Origin of the sequence: Lentibacillus halodurans (assembly GCF_900112045.1) — a bacterium.
GTDB lineage: Bacteria > Bacillota > Bacilli > Bacillales > Amphibacillaceae > Lentibacillus > Lentibacillus halodurans.
In genome coordinates this window covers 12,338-32,755 of record NZ_FOJW01000007.1, presented here as the reverse complement: position 1 = coordinate 32,755, position 20,418 = coordinate 12,338, and the positions used below count along the sequence as shown (strand labels likewise).

General features: G+C 38.2%; 16 protein-coding genes. 3 read left to right on the top strand and 13 right to left on the bottom strand.

Annotated elements, in window-relative coordinates; genetic code table 11:
- Nucleotides 1–356: 356 nt before the first annotated feature.
- The 8 genes from BM195_RS09700 to BM195_RS09665 form a co-directional block, all read right to left on the bottom strand.
- A complete protein-coding gene (locus tag BM195_RS09700) occupies nt 357–1,619 on the bottom strand; it encodes a M20/M25/M40 family metallo-hydrolase (RefSeq protein ID WP_090237174.1) in 1,263 nt (420 codons plus the stop codon).
- Nucleotides 1,620–1,704: 85 nt separating this feature from the next.
- Nucleotides 1,705–2,751, bottom strand: a complete 1,047-nt coding sequence (locus BM195_RS09695) for an ABC transporter ATP-binding protein (protein ID WP_090237171.1) — start codon at nt 2,749–2,751, stop codon at nt 1,705–1,707.
- A 12-nt stretch (nt 2,752–2,763) separates the two neighbouring features.
- Entirely contained in the window at nt 2,764–3,726 is a 963-nt protein-coding gene (locus tag BM195_RS09690; protein ID WP_090237169.1) for an ABC transporter ATP-binding protein, read from the bottom strand.
- A gap of 15 nt (nt 3,727–3,741) precedes the next feature.
- Nucleotides 3,742–4,623: an ABC transporter permease gene (locus BM195_RS09685; RefSeq protein ID WP_425283913.1), complete on the bottom strand. Its 882-nt coding sequence runs from the start codon at nt 4,621–4,623 to the stop codon at nt 3,742–3,744.
- Nucleotides 4,624–4,658: 35 nt separating this feature from the next.
- A complete protein-coding gene (locus BM195_RS09680; protein WP_090237165.1) occupies nt 4,659–5,573 on the bottom strand; it encodes an ABC transporter permease in 915 nt (304 codons plus the stop codon).
- 46 nt (nt 5,574–5,619) lie between these two features.
- Entirely contained in the window at nt 5,620–7,179 is a 1,560-nt protein-coding gene (locus BM195_RS09675) for an ABC transporter substrate-binding protein (RefSeq protein ID WP_090237162.1), read from the bottom strand.
- Complete coding sequence (locus tag BM195_RS09670) at nt 7,179–8,408, bottom strand: M20 metallopeptidase family protein (protein WP_090237159.1); 1,230 nt, start codon at nt 8,406–8,408, stop codon at nt 7,179–7,181. Before BM195_RS09670 ends, BM195_RS09675 begins: the two co-directional genes overlap by 1 nt.
- Nucleotides 8,389–9,780: a M20/M25/M40 family metallo-hydrolase gene (locus BM195_RS09665; RefSeq protein ID WP_090237157.1), complete on the bottom strand. Its 1,392-nt coding sequence runs from the start codon at nt 9,778–9,780 to the stop codon at nt 8,389–8,391. The genes BM195_RS09670 and BM195_RS09665 overlap by 20 nt, the downstream gene beginning before the upstream one ends.
- Before the next feature lie 272 nt (nt 9,781–10,052).
- Here BM195_RS09665 and BM195_RS09660 point away from each other — a divergent pair, with 272 nt between their 5' ends.
- Both BM195_RS09660 and BM195_RS09655 read left to right on the top strand, forming a co-directional pair.
- Nucleotides 10,053–11,216 carry a M20 family metallopeptidase gene (locus BM195_RS09660; RefSeq protein WP_090237154.1) on the top strand — a complete coding sequence of 388 codons (1,164 nt, stop codon included), beginning with the start codon at nt 10,053–10,055 and terminating at the stop codon, nt 11,214–11,216.
- A 1,050-nt stretch (nt 11,217–12,266) separates the two neighbouring features.
- Nucleotides 12,267–12,497, top strand: coding sequence for a hypothetical protein (locus tag BM195_RS09655; RefSeq protein WP_090237150.1), 231 nt, complete (start codon nt 12,267–12,269; stop codon nt 12,495–12,497).
- A 699-nt stretch (nt 12,498–13,196) separates the two neighbouring features.
- Here BM195_RS09655 and tcuA read toward each other — a convergent pair.
- Nucleotides 13,197–14,705, bottom strand: coding sequence for an FAD-dependent tricarballylate dehydrogenase TcuA (gene tcuA, locus BM195_RS09650; protein WP_090237147.1), 1,509 nt, complete (start codon nt 14,703–14,705; stop codon nt 13,197–13,199).
- A 274-nt stretch (nt 14,706–14,979) separates the two neighbouring features.
- Between tcuA and BM195_RS09645 the strand changes: the two genes are divergently transcribed.
- Nucleotides 14,980–15,840 (top strand): LysR family transcriptional regulator, encoded by an 861-nt coding sequence (locus BM195_RS09645; protein WP_090237144.1) that lies wholly within the window; start codon nt 14,980–14,982, stop codon nt 15,838–15,840.
- Between the two features lie 35 nt (nt 15,841–15,875).
- On the opposite strand, the gene BM195_RS09640 is transcribed toward BM195_RS09645, so the two are convergent.
- Genes BM195_RS09640 through BM195_RS09625 form a run of 4 tightly spaced genes read right to left on the bottom strand, consistent with a single transcriptional unit; the run spans nt 15,876 to nt 20,406 of the window.
- Nucleotides 15,876–17,054, bottom strand: a complete 1,179-nt coding sequence (locus tag BM195_RS09640; protein ID WP_090237141.1) for a 2-methylaconitate cis-trans isomerase PrpF family protein — start codon at nt 17,052–17,054, stop codon at nt 15,876–15,878.
- A gap of 6 nt (nt 17,055–17,060) precedes the next feature.
- Nucleotides 17,061–18,449 (bottom strand): MmgE/PrpD family protein, encoded by a 1,389-nt coding sequence (locus tag BM195_RS09635; RefSeq protein WP_170848216.1) that lies wholly within the window; start codon nt 18,447–18,449, stop codon nt 17,061–17,063.
- 13 nt (nt 18,450–18,462) lie between these two features.
- Nucleotides 18,463–18,915: a tripartite tricarboxylate transporter TctB family protein gene (locus tag BM195_RS09630; RefSeq protein WP_090237134.1), complete on the bottom strand. Its 453-nt coding sequence runs from the start codon at nt 18,913–18,915 to the stop codon at nt 18,463–18,465.
- A 12-nt stretch (nt 18,916–18,927) separates the two neighbouring features.
- Nucleotides 18,928–20,406 carry a tripartite tricarboxylate transporter permease gene (locus BM195_RS09625; RefSeq protein ID WP_090237132.1) on the bottom strand — a complete coding sequence of 493 codons (1,479 nt, stop codon included), beginning with the start codon at nt 20,404–20,406 and terminating at the stop codon, nt 18,928–18,930.
- Nucleotides 20,407–20,418 lie beyond the last annotated feature (12 nt).

Genomic DNA, 20,418 nt, shown 5'->3' with positions numbered 1-20,418 from the left:
TAAGAATCAGCTATCTATATATGATCAACAAAGATATTTTTCACTTCTCCCTCCCGATTTTTTTCGTTTTGTAACAACCAATATCTTCAAATATTTAAGGAAATTATCCTTTATTTTTCCTTAATTTGCTTAAATAGAATAATACTAAACTTTGAGAATTTTGTCTATGATTTTTGAAAAATAAATAAGGGGGTATACACAGAAGTTTATTTTGCAAATTTTTAACTCCACCTTTAAACAATGAACAAAAATAATTGTTGCCGTACCACCTTTAAGATGACACGGCAACCTTATTGAATTAAGACTATCTTTCTAATCCCCTTTAGAGCTTCCCCCCAATTATTTATGAAGTTCAATCATGTATCCTCTCGTCTGCCTAACAATGGTTCACAAACGCCCTCTACACCTACTAATCCCAGTATGGTCAGAAAGTTTTTTTGGATACCAATATAAGCTTCTGTAGGATCATACCATTCATCAAGAGTGTGAGTTCCCCCCGATTTACCTCCTAACCCAATTGTTATTGAGGGAATCCCTAAACTCATAGGGTGGTTGGCATCTGTGCTAACCGCACCTACTAAAGATGGTTTGCCAACAATTTTTTCAATTGCTCCAAATGCAGCTTCTACAATAGGTGCCTCTGATGGTTGACTTGCTGGTGGACGATTTCCAAACCTATTGATTTCCACTGTTAATCTATTACTCTCCCATCTTGCATTCTCTGCCTCAACCGATTCATGAATAACCCGCAAAAGCTCCTCTTCCAATTGCTTTAGTTCCGTTTGATCATTTGATCGTAAATCAACAGTCATTCCAGCCTCTGCCGCAATCGCATTTACGGACGTTCCACCCCAAACTTCTCCAACTGTAAATGTCGTTTTGGGATCTTCTTTTGTCTTGAAGTCTGAAATAGCAGCAATTGCCCTACCTAATGCATGTGTTGCACTCGGAATGCCAAAAGCACCAAAACTATGTCCCCCATCTCCTTTAAATATAATGGTATAACGATAACTTCCAGTTCCTAAGTAAATAATACTGCTAACGTCCGGTCCATCAATGGAAATAAAACCATCAATATCCTTATTTTCATCAAAAAACGCCTTTACCCCTCGTAAATCTCCAGCCCCTTCTTCTCCAACCGTTGCACCAAAAACAACGTCTCCAATTATAGGAAGATTCGTTTGATTTACTGCTCTAATAGCAGCAAGTAATTCTGCTAACCCTCTTGTATCATCACTAATTCCCGGTGCAGATAAAATCCTGCCTTTTTTAGCTACACCTACATCTGTACCTTCTGGAAATACGGTATCCAGATGAGCAGATATAAATATTTTCGGTCCGTAGCCTGTTCCATGTTTAACACCATATACGTTTCCTTCCTTGTCCATACGAACATCCGAAAGACTTAAATCTTCTAATCGTTTTTTAACGTTCCTTGCACGTACTTCCTCTTTGAATGGAGGTGCTGGAATTTCTGTAATGGCAATCTGCTCCTCCACCGTACGACGATGATCCGATTCAATAAACTTTAACGTCTCTTGAATTGTTTTGTTTTCCATTAATTTTTCATAGGTACTTCTAACAATTGGTGAAACGGTTTCTTTTATTTGTTGACTCATGAAATGCCTCCTACTGAAACAACAATAACTGAATTAAGGGCTTTCCTGAAATCTTGTTAACGCGTAATCATAGCAATATTAAACTTTATGATTTCTCCTTTTCGGTTGAGATAACCTGAGTTTCATGGTCAGTCAATGGATAGTGACAGGCAACATAGTGGCCATCAAATATTTCCCTATACTCAGGTACTTCATTTTTACAAACATCATTTGCAAATGGACATCTTGGGTGAAAATGGCAGCCTGATGGCGGGTTGCTTGGATTTGGTATTTCCCCTTCTATTACTTGGCTTTCTTTTCGTAACTTGGGGTCTGGTATAGGTACCGAATCTAATAATGCATAGGTATAAGGATGGAGCGGCTTTTCAAATATAGCATTTCTATCAGCTAACTCTACCATTCTTCCTAAATACATAACACCTATCCGATTACTTATATGACGGACAGCAGGTAAACCATGAGCTATGAAAATATAAGTTAAATCCAGCTGTCTTTGTAACTTTTTTAAAAGATTTAATATCTGAGCCTGTATAGAAACATCCAATGCTGAAACAGCTTCATCACAAACAATAACTTTTGGTTCAAGTGCAAGTGCTCTTGCAATTCCTATACGCTGACGCTGTCCTCCACTAAATTCGTGCGGGTATCTTTTCATTTGGTGTTCCTGCAACCCGACTAAATTCATGAGCCTTAGAACTTTTTTCCTTAACTCTTTTCCTGATGCCAATTTATGAACAACTAATGGTTCCCCAATAATATCTTCTACAGTCATTCTTGGATTTAATGAGGAATATGGGTCTTGAAATATTACTTGTAAATTCCTTCTTGCCGCTCTGAGTTCCTTTTGATTTAATGCTGAGATTTCATTATCCTGAAAATATATTTTTCCTTCAGTAGGTTCTAATAAGCCTAAAACCAGTTGCCCTGTGGTCGACTTGCCACAGCCGCTTTCACCAACTATACCTAATGTTTCTCCTTTAAATACTTCAAAATCAACGCCGTCAACAGCTCGTACAGTAGATACTTCTTTATTAATAAAGCCCTTGGAAATTTCAAAATGCTTTTTTAAATTTTGTACCTCTAAAATAATTTCTTCTTCCACTCTATTATTTTCTATATTTATTTCTGCCATCTATCTCCCCTCCTAAACTTTAATACACCTTTTTGCATGACTTTCATTAATGTATTCCAAATCTGGATGAACAAGTGTACATTCTTCATCTGCCAGGGGACATCTTGGGTGGAATTTACACCCTGCAGGCATTTTTGAAGGATTAGGCACAGTACCTTCTATTGAATATAAATCATCCACCACCTCGTGAACTTTGGGCATAGATGACATTAACCCCTTTGTATATGGGTGTTTCGGGTTTTCAAATAATTCATACACTGGTGCTTCCTCTACAACTTCACCAGCATACATGACAACAACCCGATCAGCCACTTCAGCGACTACTCCCAAATCATGTGTAATGATGAGTATACTAGTATTTGAATCTATTTTAAGGTCTCTCATAAGCTTTAATATTTGTGATTGTATGGTTACATCTAAAGCTGTGGTTGGTTCATCAGCTATTAGCAATTTCGGATTACATGATAACGCCATAGCAATCATCACACGTTGACGCATTCCTCCTGAAAGTTGATGAGGAAAACGGCTCATCGTTTTCTCTGAATCAGGAATACCTACAAGGTCAAGCATTTCAATTCCTTTTTTTTGCGCTTCATCCTTAGACAAATTAAAATGTAACATCAATGATTCTCTCAACTGAAATCCTATTGTAAAAACGGGGTTTAAGGCGGTCATTGGTTCCTGGAAAATCATTGACATTTCATTACCACGCAGTTTTCTATATTCTTTTTTACTAATCTCACGCAAATTTTTATCTTCAAATGTCATATTTCCATCATATACTTCTCCATTAGGGGGCAGTATTCCCATCAAAGCTAAAGACGTCACACTTTTTCCACTGCCTGACTCCCCCACTATTGCTAACGTTTCTCCTTCTTCCATGTGAAACGTGACGCCATTAACCGTTGATACATACCCATCATCTGTTTTGAATCGAACTTTTAAATCCTGTATATCTAAAAGTTGCTCTCCCATGTCCGCACCTCACTTTTAGTCTTTAATTTTAGGATCAAGTACATCTCGCAGCCAATCACCCAGGAATATAACACCAAGGACTGTCAGTGTTATGGCTAATCCCGGAAAGGTTGCAACCCACCAGCTTGTCGCTATATATTCTCTGCCATCACTTAACATAAGCCCCCATGATACATCAGGCGGTTGTATCCCAAGACCTAAAAAGCTTAAACTAGCTTCCAAAATAATCGTAGACGCAACATTTAATGTTGCGATAACAATAAAAGAAGAAATGACATTTGGCAAAACATACTTGACTATGATTCTAAAATTTTTGGCCCCTATTGCACGGGCAGAACGAACATAATCTCTTTCCTTCACACTTAAGGTCTCACTGCGGACCATTCTGGCATAGACTACCCACGTTGTACCACCGAGGACAAGGATTAATGTCACTAGACTTGGCCCTAACACTGCTAAAATAATTAACATAAATAATATATTCGGAATGGCTAAAAAAGAGTCCACTGTTCTCATAATAATAAAATCCCAGGTCTTACCATAATACCCTGCTATAAGTCCAAAAATGATTCCAATCAAACCCGCTAATAGCACAGCACTTATACCAACTAATAAGGAAACGCGTGATCCATATATAATTCTGCTCAATACGTCACGACCTAAGTTATCCGTGCCCAAAAGGTATTCCGTACTTCCCCCATCCAGCCAAAAAGGAGGGAGTAATCGATTGACTGCATCTGTTTCTGCCGGGTCATGCATGGCGAGAGCAGGAGCAAAAACAGCGACTAATGATACAAATATAACAATCACTAAACCAATCGTACCTGTTTTACTTTTAAATAATTGGTATACCATTTTTTTAATCAGGCTTTCCTTACGTTCAGGAACTGCATCCATACTTTCCGTTAGATTTTCCATAATAACGACCCTCCTTAGTCATACTTAATTCTTGGATCAAGAAGTCTATAAACTAGATCAGCGGTTAGATTACTTAAAATAACAAATATTGCAATTATAAAAACTGCAGCTTGTACAACAGCCATATCACGCAAGTTGACAGCCTGGATCAGTAACTGGCCAATACCAGGCCAAGCAAACACAGTCTCAGTAATCAATGTACCACCAATTAGTGTTGATGTTTGAAGAGCCATTATCGTAACCACAGGGATTAATGCGTTACGAAATGCATGCCGGTTTACGACCATTGCTTCCCGCAGTCCTTTACTTCTTGCAGTCCGTATAAAATCCTGCCCCAGAATTTCGAGCATACTGGAGCGTATTAATCTTGTCATTTCAGCAGCAATGCCTGTTCCAAGTGCAATCGAAGGCAGTACGAGATGCAAAAAAGTCCCTCTCCCAGACACAGGAAATACTTCTATATTGACAGCTAAAAATAAAATCAGCATAATACCTAACCAAAAGTTAGGCATTGCCTTTCCCAAAACTGCCCCGCCTGTAACAAACAAATCTAAAAAGCTATTACGTTTTATCGCTGATAATATACCTAATGGTACAGACATAATAATCGCTATGACCATGGAGGCAATTGCTAATTCAATGGTGGCAGGCAATCGTTCAATGACTAGATTCAGGGCATCTGTTTCATATCTATGTGAATCACCGAAATCTCCCTTGACTAAATCACCCATATAATCAAAGTATTGAATATAGATTGGATCATTATAACCAAGCGACTCTCTTAATGCCTTACGCTCTTCGTCAGTTGCTGTTTCTGATATCATTAAGGAAACTGGGTCACCTGTAACACGTACGAGGATAAAAACAATTAGGGTAATGAGGAATAGAACAGGAATGGTTTTTAGTAAACTTTGAGCAAAGTATTTCAAAGAGTATTCCTCCTCTTTAGAAAATAGAAGGGGGGATTACCCCCTTCTATTTTAATGTAATTTCATCTACATATAGCATTTCACTTAATTTCGGTGTGAAATCCACTCTATCGTTAACGCCATAAATAGAGTCAATTTGATACAAATAAATTTGTGGCCGATCTTCTGCTATGATCTCTTGTGCTTTTTGATATTGCTCTACACGTTCTTCGGGATCCATATTAGACATAGCATCTTGCAATAGTTGCTCTGTTTCAGGATTATCGTAGTCGGTCTCTCCAGCTGCTTGTTCTTTTGTTAAACGTTGTAAAGCAAGCGAGGCATCAAACATGGAGTTTCCATATGCAATAAAAAACACATCTTCAAAATCTTTATCCGAGTATCTTGTAGAGAATGCACTCCATTCCAACATTTCTAACTCAGCAGTAATACCGACTTCTTCAAGCATTGCTTGCATTAACTCAACAGATTCTTTATCTTTTAAATACCGACCATTAGGTGCGCTTAGCGTTATATTCACCCCATTCTCATAGCCAGCTTCAGCGAGTAGCTCTTTGGCTTTTTCCGGGTCATAGACTTGCGTATCATACAAATCCTCATTCGCTCCCACATTACCTGGCGTCACGCGTGTTCTGGTTGGTGTCCCATATCCCTCCAGAAGTGAATCTACAATTGCCTCTTTATCAATTGCTAAATCGATGGCCTCACGAACTTTTGGATCCGCGGTTGGGTAATCTCCTTGAGTACGAAGTGCAAATAGCATAACACGTTGTGATGGTGAAGTTACTATTGATACTCCGTCCTCTTGTTCAATACGTTCTATATCTGTTGGTGGAATATTAACTGCAATATCGGCCCCACCGGTTAAGACTTCAGAAACACGTGTTGAATCTTCAGGAATAGTTCTAAATACGACTTCTTCCCACTTCGGTTCTTCACCAAAATAATCCTCAAAAGGTTCTAGAACTAGTTGGTCATCTTTTCTCCATTCCTTTAGTTTATAAGGTCCTGAACCAACTGGCTCTTCGAGAAACACATCCCAACCTTCAGATTCTATATAATCCTTCGGCAGAATACCTGACCCAAGACGTGACAGTCTATTCAGCAGTGCAGGCTCCGATTCATGAGTATGAATGTTAAACTCATAATCATTTAGAATCTCTACTTCTTCAATTTGTTGATAAGAGCCATATTCCAGTAATGTATCATCATTTGCAACACGCTCAAGTGTATATTTAACATCCTCAGCTGTGAGCTCCTCGCCATTATGGAATGTAACTCCTTCCTCTAAGGTGAATGTCCAAGTATTCTCGTCTATGTTTTCCCAGTTCTCAGCAAGATCAGAAACAAATCCTTCTTCAGCATCGTTCCTAACAAGATAGTTAAACATATTAACGTGAACCGCTTCTGTACTAGTATTATTGTGATCATGAATATCAAAAGAGACAATATCTGTTCCGTTAGCAATAACTAACCTTTTGGAATCACTATTCTCTTCCGGATCCCCCGATCCCTCTGACTCACTCTCACCCCCGCTTTCATTTGAACACCCTGCAATTAATAACACAAATACCACTAATATTGGCCAAAGGATTTTCTTCTTCACTAAAACGCCTCCTTATTTAAAAATTTATCTGTCAAATGTGTCAAAATAGTAACACCGTATAACAATGCACGTTCGTCAACATTAAACTTTGGATTATGGTTACTGTATGCCGTTGATTTGCCGGAATTTGTCCCTAACCTGAAAAAAAACGATGGAACCTCTTGAGAAAAACTGGAGAAATCTTCACCGCCCATTGAAGGTTGAGAATATTTAATCGTTTCTTTTCCGAATAACTCAATTGCAGATTCAATAAATAGCTGTTTTGCATCCTCATCTATCTTAATAGATGGAGGTCCATAATTATATTGCAAATCGCAGCTCCCTCCATATGATTCAGCAATCGAAGACGCAATCTTTTTCATATGACTCGAAACTAATTCTCTTACTTCCGGATCAAGAGTCCTGACCGTTCCTTTAACAGTTACCTTCTCTGGAATGATATTATTTTTTGTCCCGCCATTAATATTGCCGACACTTATTACCGCCGAGTCTATTGGATTTACCTTCCTGCTCACGATTTGTTGGAAGGCTACTAAAATTTGAGAAGTAATAGTCACTGGATCTACTGTCAAATGTGGATAGGCCGCGTGCCCCCCTTTACCGTGTACGTCTAGCTGGAAAAAGTCAGCAGCAGCACCACTATACGTTGAAGCGGATATGGAAAATTTACCTACTCCTACTGTCGGGTGAACATGTAAACCCGCCATCATATCCATCTTTGGATTTTCAAGTGCTCCCTGATCAATCATTCTTTTTGCACCAACACCAATTTCTTCTGCAGGTTGAAAAATTAACTTTAATGTTCCTTTCTTCAACCCCAAAATAGAGAAAACTTTTGCAACCCCAAGCAAATTTGCCATATGCATATCATGACCACAGGTATGTGCTGCCCCTTCATTTATACTCTTATAATCTTGCTCAATTTCATCGTTCATCGGAAGGGCATCCATATCAGCTCTTAAACCAAATACCTTACCTTCCTCCTCTCCCTGAAGTAAGCCAATTACCCCAGTATCTCCAACTTCTTCCTCCACGTCATACCCCCATCTTCTTAAATAATCACCCACGATAGAGGCGGTACGATATTCTTGAAAAGATAATTCCGGATGTTTTCTAAAGTCTCTTCTGATTTGAACAAGTTCTTCATAAATTGACAATACTGTATCATGTAGAACCGGATCGAGCCCTTTCAATTTGTGAAAAACATCATTATCTTTTAGCTTTGTCATAGGATTCTTCCTCTCGTTTCTCCATTTCGTCTTTAAAATGAAATACAAATGAAGCCATCATTTTAATGCCTTCTAAAAAGTCCTCAATAAATATATTTTCATTGGGCGCATGATTGTTAGATGCGAAATGACCTACTCCAAACGAAACAGCTGGTATTCCATGTTTCTGACATAGTTCAAACATTGGACCTGTCCCGGGTGTATTTGGTATGACATTGGGCATCTCGTTTGTACTGGCCTGAATTGTATTAATTGCAGCTATTGTAATTTGTTCATTAGGAGATGTTCTTGCTGCTTCCTCTTTTGTAAAACTACGAATACCTATATCTGTAAACCCATGATCATCAAGATAATTACGAAGATCCCTTAATATTTTTTCAGGATCTTGACCTGGTACTAACCGAAAATCTACCTTTGCAAAAGCTTTTGAAGGAAGCACTGTTTTCGAACCTTCACCAGTATAACCACTTTGTATACCGCAAATATTACATGTTGGTTCAAATATGTGTTTAACTTTTAATTTTTCACCTTCAAGCCCGTTTACAAAATTTGAGATATCTAAATGATCAAGCAAGAAATCTTCATTTAGGCAGTAGTGTTCAATCATTTCTTGATCTTCTTCTGTAAGCGGGATAATATCATCATAAAAACCGGGAATTAAGATTTTTTCGTTTTCATCCTTTAATAAATTTAAAGCCCATACGAGTCGCCAAACCGGGCTTTCGACAATTGAAGCTTGTGCGGAATGCAAATCGGTATTGGCTCCTCTTGAGAACAACTCCACATAGAGCATTCCTTTTACACCTAACGATAGTTGTAACCGATGGTCCCCGTCTCTATAGCCAAACTCCCATACACAACCATCAGCCTGAATTTTATCCGCATATCTATCTGAAAATTCAGGTAAGCTTACGCTGCCAATTTCCTCTTCACCTTCGAATATGAATTTAATATTAATGGGAAGTTCACCTGTAACATTTTTAATGGCATGTATTGCAGCAAGTCTAGCAATTAAATTCCCTTTGTTGTCTGCAATACCTCGAGCATACATTTGCTCGCCAATTATAGTGGGTTCAAAAGGCGGAGTGTCCCACAATTCTACCGGGTCTTCAGGCTGGACATCATAGTGGTTATAAAAACTTAATGTCATATCTTCTGTTCCTTTTAAATGAGAAAATACGACTGGATAACCCTTTGTTTCTAATACTTCTGGAGACTGGTCAAATGCTTCATTAAACAATTCCTTGAGATAAGTTACACTTTCCGTCATCCCTCTGTTCTGAGCAGCAACACTTGGAATCTCACAAAATTCTTTCAACCAATTAATGTAGTATTCACGATTCTCTTCGATGTAAGCTTTTATATTTTGCACTAGGACATCCTCCCTTTTAGTATTCTGATTGATCTATTAATAATTTTTTTAGAATATTTTATCTAATAATAACGACTCGCCATATTAAAGTCAATAGTATTTTTTTACAATTTAGATATTAGCCAAACTTCATACTATTATCACTTCCATAATACGGATATAACATGTAAAATTAATATAAAGTGCCTACCACAATGGATTTTTCAAATAGTTGTTGAGTAATAGTTTACTGGGAATATTTAAATATCAACATATAATATGAGGTGCTTACTATGATTAAAAATCATTCCTTTTTGGAAAATAATCAAAGTCAAATTAAAGCTGAATTACTAAAACTTACTCAAGTGGAATCACCAAGTAACGATTTAAGGGCAACTCATACATGTGCAAACGTTTTGAAGGATCTATTCCAAGAGAAGTTTCAGGAAATGTTTACACTCACAGAACACAATGTAGATGGACGTCCTCATATCCAATATGAAATAATTGATTCTACGAAACCACGAATTCTGTTTTTAAGTCACTTTGATACTGTCTGGAAAATCGGGGAACTAGAAGTAATCGAACAAGGAGATCGCATATATGGACCAGGAGTTTTTGATATGAAAGCCGGGTTACTCTCTTCCATTTGGGCTATATATTCACTAACGCAAACAGAAAATGAACTACCTATTTCACCGGTATTTTTATTTACATCTGATGAAGAAATCGGAAGTCTGACATCAAGGCCAATTATTGAGGATGTAGCCAAATCCTGTGATGCTGTCTTTATTATGGAACCACCTGAAGCTAACTCCAATGCCCTAAAAACAGAACGTAAAGGCGTGGGAATTTTTCACGTTAGTGCAAAAGGCGTTAGTGCCCATGCCGGTAATCATCATGAAGATGGTGTTAATGCGATCTTAGAAATGGCCAAAATCGTACAAAAACTGGAAAGCTTAACCGATTATGAATGTGGTACAACCGTGAACGTCGGTACAATCCGTGGTGGCAGTGTTACCAACGTCGTACCGGATACCGCTGAAATTGATGTTGATTTACGTTTCAAAACAGCAGATGAGGGTGATCGGATTAAAACGGTTATTGAAACTTTAACACCCGAAGATAAGCGGATTGAACTTCGAATAGAAGGGGATTTAAATCGACCACCTTTAGAAAGGAACAATGCTAATCAATCTTTGTATACAATTGCAGAAAAAGCAAGTCAGAGAGTTGGAATTAAGTTACAAGCAACAAGTGTCGGTGGTGGAAGTGATGGAAATTTCACCTCTTCGATTGGTGTGCCAACACTGGATGGACTTGGCATCCCTGGGGATGGTCCACACGCAAGACATGAAAATATTCGCTTCGATATGTTTGTTGATCGTTGTTCACTAGTCGCAGAAATGTGCTTACAATATTCTCTTGAAAAGGAGCGAAGGATCGTAACAGAATAAGTATATTGTCCCAAAGAGCGATAACAAAACCAATAACTAAACTATGGTAAATCAAAACATTGCGACTCCACCGCCTTCCTATTTATCAACTATTGCGCGAGGATTAACAGAGCTGGTCCTTACAAAGAAAGCAGTCGAGAGAACATCTTAAAATTCACTTTATAATATATTTTAATTGAAGAGTAAGGAACCGATGCCAATGGAAAAAATGATATTTTTAGTCCTACAGGTTTAATTCCAAGGGAAAATTAGAAAGAGCGCATTAAACTATACTTAGAAGTAATTAACGAAAATCCGGTTCCTTTTCACTTGAGTAAGTATTGGATACTTGCTGGATTAAAGATCATTTATATTAACATTACTCACAAAACACTATTAGTAGTTGGTGGCGGTTGAATTAGTAACTAATAAGTAATGATTTACTCTATACAAGTGGGCTGACACCAAAAGATAACCTAATAATGAATTTTTGACAGCCCATTTTAAATGATTCTGAAGGTAAATTTATGCGCTTATTGTTTACCTGTTTCCTCCCCTGACTCCATAATCAAAACAATGCCATCTTCTATTTGAATGGTTGTCCAAAGAGTTACATGATCACGTAACTAGTCGTTCGAATGAATACTCAGTGCCGTTATCAAGGAGCATGGAATCGTTGCCACCTCTTTTTGTGATTGTGCCCTCAACAACTGTCACCTCATAGCCTCACTGATTTGTTCCAGTGGAGTCTCCATGTTAGGGTATACTGAATCAGTTCTCCTCTCCCTTCCCCCTTCTCTTTAAAAGTTAAACAGCTATTCTAAAAAGTTATATTTTAGCATGCACCTTTTGTCGTTACTATCGTATCGGATGTTGATTTGCCAGCATAAAATCAAGTGTTTTCCATACCGACTTCTGGGAAGCTGTAGTACGACAATAGCATAATCATATAACGGAAACATGATGTTCTTATCTGGGAAAATGATATATTAATTGCCAATGGAAAAAAATTCTTTTAAAATTAAATGAGTATGAAAAATATTAATCATACCTTATTGAGAGGGTTTAAGCATGAAGGACATCATACATAAGGTTGCCCAAAAGTACAATCTTAATTTGATTGAACAATGTATACTATATGACCTTGAGAAAAAGTACCCGCAGACCGTTTCAATCGAAGAACTGGAACCGAGGGAAGATGAGTATAGCCTGTTTGAAAGTAATATGGAAAACTTAAAAGAAAAAGGACTCATTGAACAGCGATTCCATAAGTATCGCCTCATGAAGACCAAGAAAGAATAGCCCTTATTAGGAATGCATAGGACCAGCGATCAACCCCCTTGACTTTTAAAATTCAGCTAGATTTAAAAATTCTGTTAACAGAATATCGAGCTGTATAAGCAGGATGGGGCGGTAGCGCCTTTGCTGCTCGTCACTTGACAAGGAAATGTCAAAACGAGAGAATAGGTGATATCCCAAATGATCCTTTGTATCAAAGCATTATGCTTAGAATCAGCTTTGGGCTTTGCTGTCTTGGTATCAATTGTTCTGATAAAAAAATAATCCCCACCCTGTAAAACGGAACAGGTTGGGAATTACTCAGTCGGTCCACCGCAACTTCTTGCGGCGTAGCTCAGAAGAACTCTGACAAGTAAACTGTCAGGGTTCTTTTTAGTATTTTATGCTTTTCAGTTTCATTATATGCCAAGAATACCTGTAATGCAAGGTATCATCTTTGAAACGGTCGGGCAGGCTTTGTGTTTAAAGTGAATACCGGGCTAATTACATAATATGTTGTATCGTGACAAAAACTTATATTTGACTCAGATCAGTACTAATACTTTATGCTTCTCCCTCAAAATTATTCATATAGCCTTGGCTCCCAATGTTTCCTGAGTGAAAAGCTTATGAAACACTAGCATAAACATTAAATGGCTAGGAAACAATTACTCTAAAACCTTAAACAAAGCTGAGAACCACCAACGGCTCCCTGCCCTAATTTTAATCATAAACGAATTGTTCTTTTACATACTTTCCAGCCGATGTACCTGCGGTTTTTCCAAAAACTGCCCCAGACATTAAACCTGATCCACCAGGGTAGTTTTGATAGAAGATGCCGCCAATCATTTCACCTGATGCATATAGCCCTTTAATAGGTTCATAATAACTATCCAGTACCTCACCGTGTTTATTGGCTTTTACTCCCCCGAAACAGAATGTAATTCCACACGTAACAGGGAAAGCATAGAAAGGGCCTTTCTCAATCTTTAACGCCCAATTAGATTTAGGTAACGTGATACCTTTTGTACCTTTTCCATCTTTTTCGGATGGTTCATACTGACCCTTCTGAACCGCATTATTATATTGTTCAACGGTTTGAACAAATTGTTGTTTATCCACATCTAATTGTTCTGCCAGCTCTTCTATTGTATCAGCTTTGTAGCAAGTCGCCTCTTCCCTGTCATATTCATCACGAAGCATAGGCCTTACTTGGGTATCATATATTTGATAAGCAATTTGATCTGGTTGTTTCAGTATTTCACGACCATACTTAGCATAAGTATAATTTCTGAAATCCGCCCCTTCATCTACAAATCGGTGACCATCTTTATTGATCATAATACCAAGCGGATACGAGTGCTTCTTATAAATATCACCTGGTTTTGTAAAGTCACCTACCCTAGGAGCATTGGCATCTGTCCCAATTGCATGCCCACCATTCCATTCACCATAAGGCTGAGCTCCTGCCTCAATTGCCATTGACAAACCATCACCAGTGTTATATTCTGTACCTCTCACAATGATATCAGCCCAATGCTTTCCTAGATTTTCGGTGCGAAGCTTTTTATTAGCTTCAAAACTGCCACATGCTAAAATAATACTTTTCGTATGGACAGTTACTTCTTCGCCGTATTTGTTTACCACAATAGAAGAAACCTGGTTATTACCCTTATTAATTTTAAAAGCTGGTGATTCGTACCAAACATCTATACCTAGCTGTTCCGCTCGATCATTCAACTGTTCAATTAAACCGACACCTCTCCCTCTTGTTTTAACTGGCAATCCACCCCAAAAATGGTAAATACCATCTTTTTCAAAGGATTGATTATCATAAATTAAATCAAAATCAACTTTATGTTTATGCATCCATTTAATTGTTTCATATGATTGCGTTACAAGGTGTTCAGCTAGTTCTGGGTCTGATTTACCGCCCGTAGCCCCCATAAGGTCGTTGAGATATTTTTCTGCTGTGTAAGGTGGCATGTTAATTTTGTTCGCCTCTTCATCAGTAATGTCAGGGATGACTTCTCTCAAATCGTTAAGGCCTTTAAAGGCAAAGCGAATAGCACCATCTGTAAAATAAGAGTTTCCCCCACGTTTATGTTTAGGACCCTTTTCTAACACGAGTACATTGGCACCGCTTTCGCGGGAAGCAATCGCGGCACAAAGTGCAGCATTCCCGGCTCCAACTACTACAACATCATAGTTTAACTCACTTGTAAGCGACATATAAACACCTCGAGTAATTATTTTGTATCTCTTTTTCTTTTATAGCTTTTCAAATTATTTATCAATAGGTTAAAATAGAAAGGAGCATAAGTAAAATATTGAAATTTTATGCTTCTATATAAATATTTTTAATGGCGAATACTTCAAAAATAGCACATTTGGTATAATATGCATCACCCTACAACAATGATCATCCTCCATATTGAATCGTTGTCCTAAAGTTAGCACTAAGGATCACAACTGTGTAATTCCAAAATATAGAAGGAGTTTTGTCATGAACGAAAAAGATTGGGAACTACTGCTAACATTGTACGATAAAGGCACCATTACAAAAACTGCCCAAAAATTATACATCTCCCAACCGGCGTTAACCTATAGAATTAATCAGATTGAAAAAACGTTTCATGTAAAAATAATACACAGAGGGAATAAAGGTGTCATTTTTACAAATGAAGGTGAATATTTAGTAAGTTACGCAAGAAAGATGATAAATGAACTGCGCAAAACGGAAGATAATTTGAAAAATATGAAAGAAAATGTGCAAGGAATTCTGCGTATCGGCATCTCTAGTAACTTTGCTCTATACCAGCTGCCTTTATTATTGGAAGGCTTTCTATCTAAATACCCGAACGTAGAAATAAGTCTGACAACAGGTTGGAGTACAAATATTTTAAACAAATTGCAAAGCGAAGAAATACATGTCGCAATAATAAGAGGAGACCATAACTGGATTGGAGAACAATTGGTATTAAAACGAGAAACCCTATGTGTCGCCTCCAGAGAAAGAATAGGACTGGATGATCTACCAAACTTAAACTTAATCCGATACCAAACAGATTTCCATTTAAAAAACACCTTTGATGAATGGTGGCAGAGCAGGTTTAATGTACCACCTAACGTCACAATGGAAGTTGACCGAATCGAAACTTGTAAAGAACTGGTTAAAAAAGGCCTCGGTTACGCTCTTTTTCCCAGTATATCCTTAAAAAAGGAAGATAACCTGCATACGATGGACTTAACGATAGACAATAAAAAAATTTTAAGAGAAACCTGGCTTTTATATCGTAAGGAATTGCTGGACTTAAACGTGATCAATGCCTTTGTGACATTTATAAACGACTATTATCAGCTTTAATGGAACAAATAATAAAGCTGGATTTGCCAGCTTTATTATTTGTTCGTCATGACTGACGTTTCATTTTCGCCATATAATTTTGATAAAATAACGCTGCTTCCTTCCATAATTCTTCGTGCTGTTCTGCCTATTGCCGCCCGACTTACTACATACTTACCTTTAATTTGCTCAACACTTGCTTCCACTTCAATAATACCGGATGGGTGACCTATTTTCACACGACCTTCTTTTTTACTTGACAGGACATCTGTAACGACTGTACCTGGAATTTGACTAGCTGTTGCAATCGCAATAGCCCCGCTTACTGCAAATGCCTGGTGGAGAACGCCCATCGCAACATATCTGCCTGTAATATCAATATCCTCTGAATCAACGTTGTTCCCTGCACTATTCACATAATTATTTGGCTTAGAAACTACGGCAATCTTAGGCAAAGCATGTGTAGATGGACTTGTTTTAGTTGCATCATCAATTAACCCTATTTGCACACCAACTTTTACCCTTATTTCTTCCAATTTATCTAACAACGATTTCCGATTGAAGGTATCTCCTATTTCTGTACCTTTTATATTAAGTTGATCGGCTGTAACAAATACCAATGTATTGGCGGAGTCCACCACACTGACTTTATAGGCCTCACCTGAATCCAGTTGAATAATATCCCTTACATTTCCTGTTGGCAGTAATTTTCCTGTAATAGACCCACCTGAATCCAGGAAATTAACATTTATCCTGGGGGCAGTTCCTGGTACGCCATCAATAGCATAATCACCCTCATAAACAACGCCATCATTACTTGACGGAACTTCTACTTCTATTATCTTGTTTGTGTTTGTATTGAATATTCTGACATTTGTATGTGGGTTAACCACTTCACAAAGTCCTTCCTCTACGGCATATAACCCTACTGCTGCTGACATATTTCCACAAGTTGGTTGATAATCGATTTTTTCCTCAGAGATACTTACCTGACCAAACGTATAAATGATATCAATATTTTCGTCATCCGATTCTTCGATTAGTGCTACTTTGCTCGTTAAAGGATTTCCTCCACCAATTCCATCTATTTGTCTGGAATCCGGACTTCCATATATTCTTAAGATTGCCTTATTTCTATATTCCCCCTGTCCTGGTAAATCCCTCTTATTGATTACTAACCCCTTACTCGTACCACCTCTCATTAACACACAAGGAACTTTCGTTATGGTTTCCATTTCCTTTTAACCTCCCACCAAATTATTTTGTTTGGTATGACAAGATAGGCAAAGTTCTACTAGTTTAGAAATATCATCCAGTTTTTCTAAATGATTGATCTTCTGAATGATTTCTAACGTATTCGATTCTCCAATTAAACCTTTGGAAAGATAGATAAACTTTTTCTCTATTTCATCTTGAGTTAAAGGATTTGCAGGATCCCCTTTTGCGTCCTGGATCACTTCAGAATACGATTCATTTGACGTTTTGATCTCCAATCTGCATCCCCAGTTTTGCGGATAAACGTTTTCAAATTCTTCATCAACAATAATTTCCACTTTTTGTGCAAGGCAGAGCGTTTCTTCGTCTGTGATTCTTTCTGGGGTGAACTGACTCATTAACGCCTGCCCATCAATTAGTGCAACTGCGACACCATACGGAATGCTAAACTTGGCATCCGATGTATTCTTTGGTGTATTGGTAAAACCACATTGCACTTTAGCAACTTCATATGTGTACACTTTAATCGACTCTATGTCATTTGGGTCTATTGATTGACGTAATTTCAGAGCTGCATCAATGGATGGATGCATGCTTCTGCAGCATGAAAACGGTTTTCGAGTAATATTATCAATCAGTAAGTCTTCTCCAAGGTCTTTTACAACAGTATCGTATGAGTAATCCTCGGAGCTGCTCCTATAAAACCCTCCATCTTCCGCTTCTATTATTTGATTTGCCCCTGTTAACCCACCATTGACAAGCAGAGTAGCTAACAAACCACTTGCGGAAGCAGAACCAGCATGAAACATTTTTGAATTAGCCCCGTTGGAAGTAAATGCCCACAAAGCAGATGACTGTGTTCCAGCTAAACCTAAGGCATCAACCATTTGTTGTTTAGTTAAACCAGAGAGCTTCGCAATACTTGCTGCTGCCCCAAATGTGCCACATGTACCTGTTGCGTGCCATCCCTTCATCCTATGTTTTGTCGCATTAATTCCTTTGCCGATTCTTAGCATCGTATCATAACCAACTATTATTGACGTGAGAATATCCTTTCCGGTACTTCTCAAATAATCGCCATAAGTCAATACAGTTGGGACGACAACAGCACCTGCATGTGACTTCGCTTCCTTATGAACATCATCCATTTCCTGGGCGTGTGCCATGGATCCGTTGATGATAGCAGCATATAATAGAGAACTCTTTTGATTTAAACCAATTAATGACACAAGGTGATCGTCTGTTGATTGACCCATTTCAACTGACAAATTCCTGATTTCTTCAGTCTGAGCTCCAGCTAACATACACCCTAATGAATCTAACAAACATAATTTAGCTTCCTGAATGACATTTTCGGGTAACGATGCGTAATCCAAATCAACATAATAATCCGCTAACGTTTCCGTAATCGTCATCATCCCACTCCCTTCAACTAAATAGTGTTATACCTAATACACCTGCAGGCCAATATAAATTCATTACATTTGCAAATAATATAAGCACACCAACAACCAGTGCTGTTGATAAAATGGTCGTCATAACACGGAATTTTGATTCAACCAATAAAAACACCAACAAGAATAGAATTGTTGCTGGCATAAAACCTAATACATAAATCAAAACGCCATAACCCACAAACCAAAAAATGTATTTCAGCATTTTCTTCATTTCTACAGCTTCTTCTTCTTCCTCCTTCGTTTTTTTAACATGTTCAAAGGTTTGCAGAATGACTGATACAAACGCAATAAAAGCAGCGCCAATAGCCACAAAGAATGGGAAAAACTTTGCTTTATCCGTAAATGTATTTGCCTCCAAAGCCATTAGGCAAAATAAGATAAATAGAAACGCTGTAAATAGAATTGATTTCACTTCTTTGGACATTTTTACTCCTCCCTATGCAAAATTAGATTTCTCACTGGTACGTTTTAGGTAGTAACCCCCTGCTATAAGAGCTATGATAATTACACCCAGTATAATTACTCCCGGCTGGAGCAGCCATGAAAAGCCATACCTTTCCATAGAGATCCATAAATATCTTTCGGTAGCTTGCGATAATACAAAACCAATGAGTAAAGGTGCCCTCGGCCAATCGAGCCTTTTCATAATCAATCCCAGCAATCCAATACCTGCAAATAAAAAGATATCGCCAAATTGTCTTGAGCTTTGATAAGAAGCTACCATTAGAACAACAAGCAAAAATGGCACTAATTTTGTGGCGGGAATTAAACTTAATTTTGCAATATATTTACTTAACAAAATACAAGCAGCCGCACCAAATATATTTGCTAAAACCAATGTCCATACAATCGATAACGTAATTGAGATATCTTCATTAACCAATCTCGGACCTGCCTGTAAACCTAATAACGAAAGTCCACCAAGTAAGATAGCTGTTGTACCGCTGCCGGGAATACTAAACAAAAGGGTCGGAATGAGTGCACCGCCTTCTTTTGCGTTGTTTGCACTTTCAGGACCAATGACGCCCCTAATATCACCTTTACCGAAGCTTTCGCTATCTTTCGTCATTTGTTTGGTAATACCATAGGTGATCCAGTCAACCACACTGCCTCCCACACCTGGTACAAAACCCATCAGGGAACCCATACTTGCACTTCGCAAAATGAGCCATTTATTTTTAATCGAATCTTTAATTCCTTGCATCCAACTGCCTTTTAATTCTTCTGTTTTTGCTATACTTTGTTTTTTTGCAAGTAACTCAATCATTTCTGGAAAAGCAAAAAGCCCGAGAGCCACTACAGCTAATGGAAGTCCGTTAAACAGATATACCCATTCAAACGTGTAACGGTATTCTGCAACAGCTGGAGCCCCCCCAACTGCACCTAGCATTAATCCGATCATTCCTACTAATAAACCTCTTAAAGGTGTGTTTCCTGATAAGATACCGACCATACTCAAACCTAAAATGGCCAGCATAAATAGTTCAGGAGAGCCGAACGCCAATACTAGCGGCTTTGCCAACGGTATTGATATAAACAGAACAACTCCACCAATAATACCGCCAATCATGGAACAGAAAAATGCTGCCCCTAGGGCTCTGCCAGCTCCACCTTGTTTAGCTAACGGGTATCCATCCATTATTGTTGCCTGTGATCCTGAGGAACCTGGTACACCAAGTAAAATAGACGGGAATGTATCACCTGTGTGCAGCACCGCTGCCATACCTATCAACATTGCCATTCCAGTATGCGGATCCATTCCATATACAAACGGGAGCAAAATTGCCATCCCTACAGTTCCACTTAACCCAGGCAACAGACCTATTAAAAGGCCTATAGAAATACCAAGGAACATAAATGGTATTCTCCCAGGATCTAATACAATCGATAATGCCTCAAATGCTGATTCTATCAATGTAATACCCCC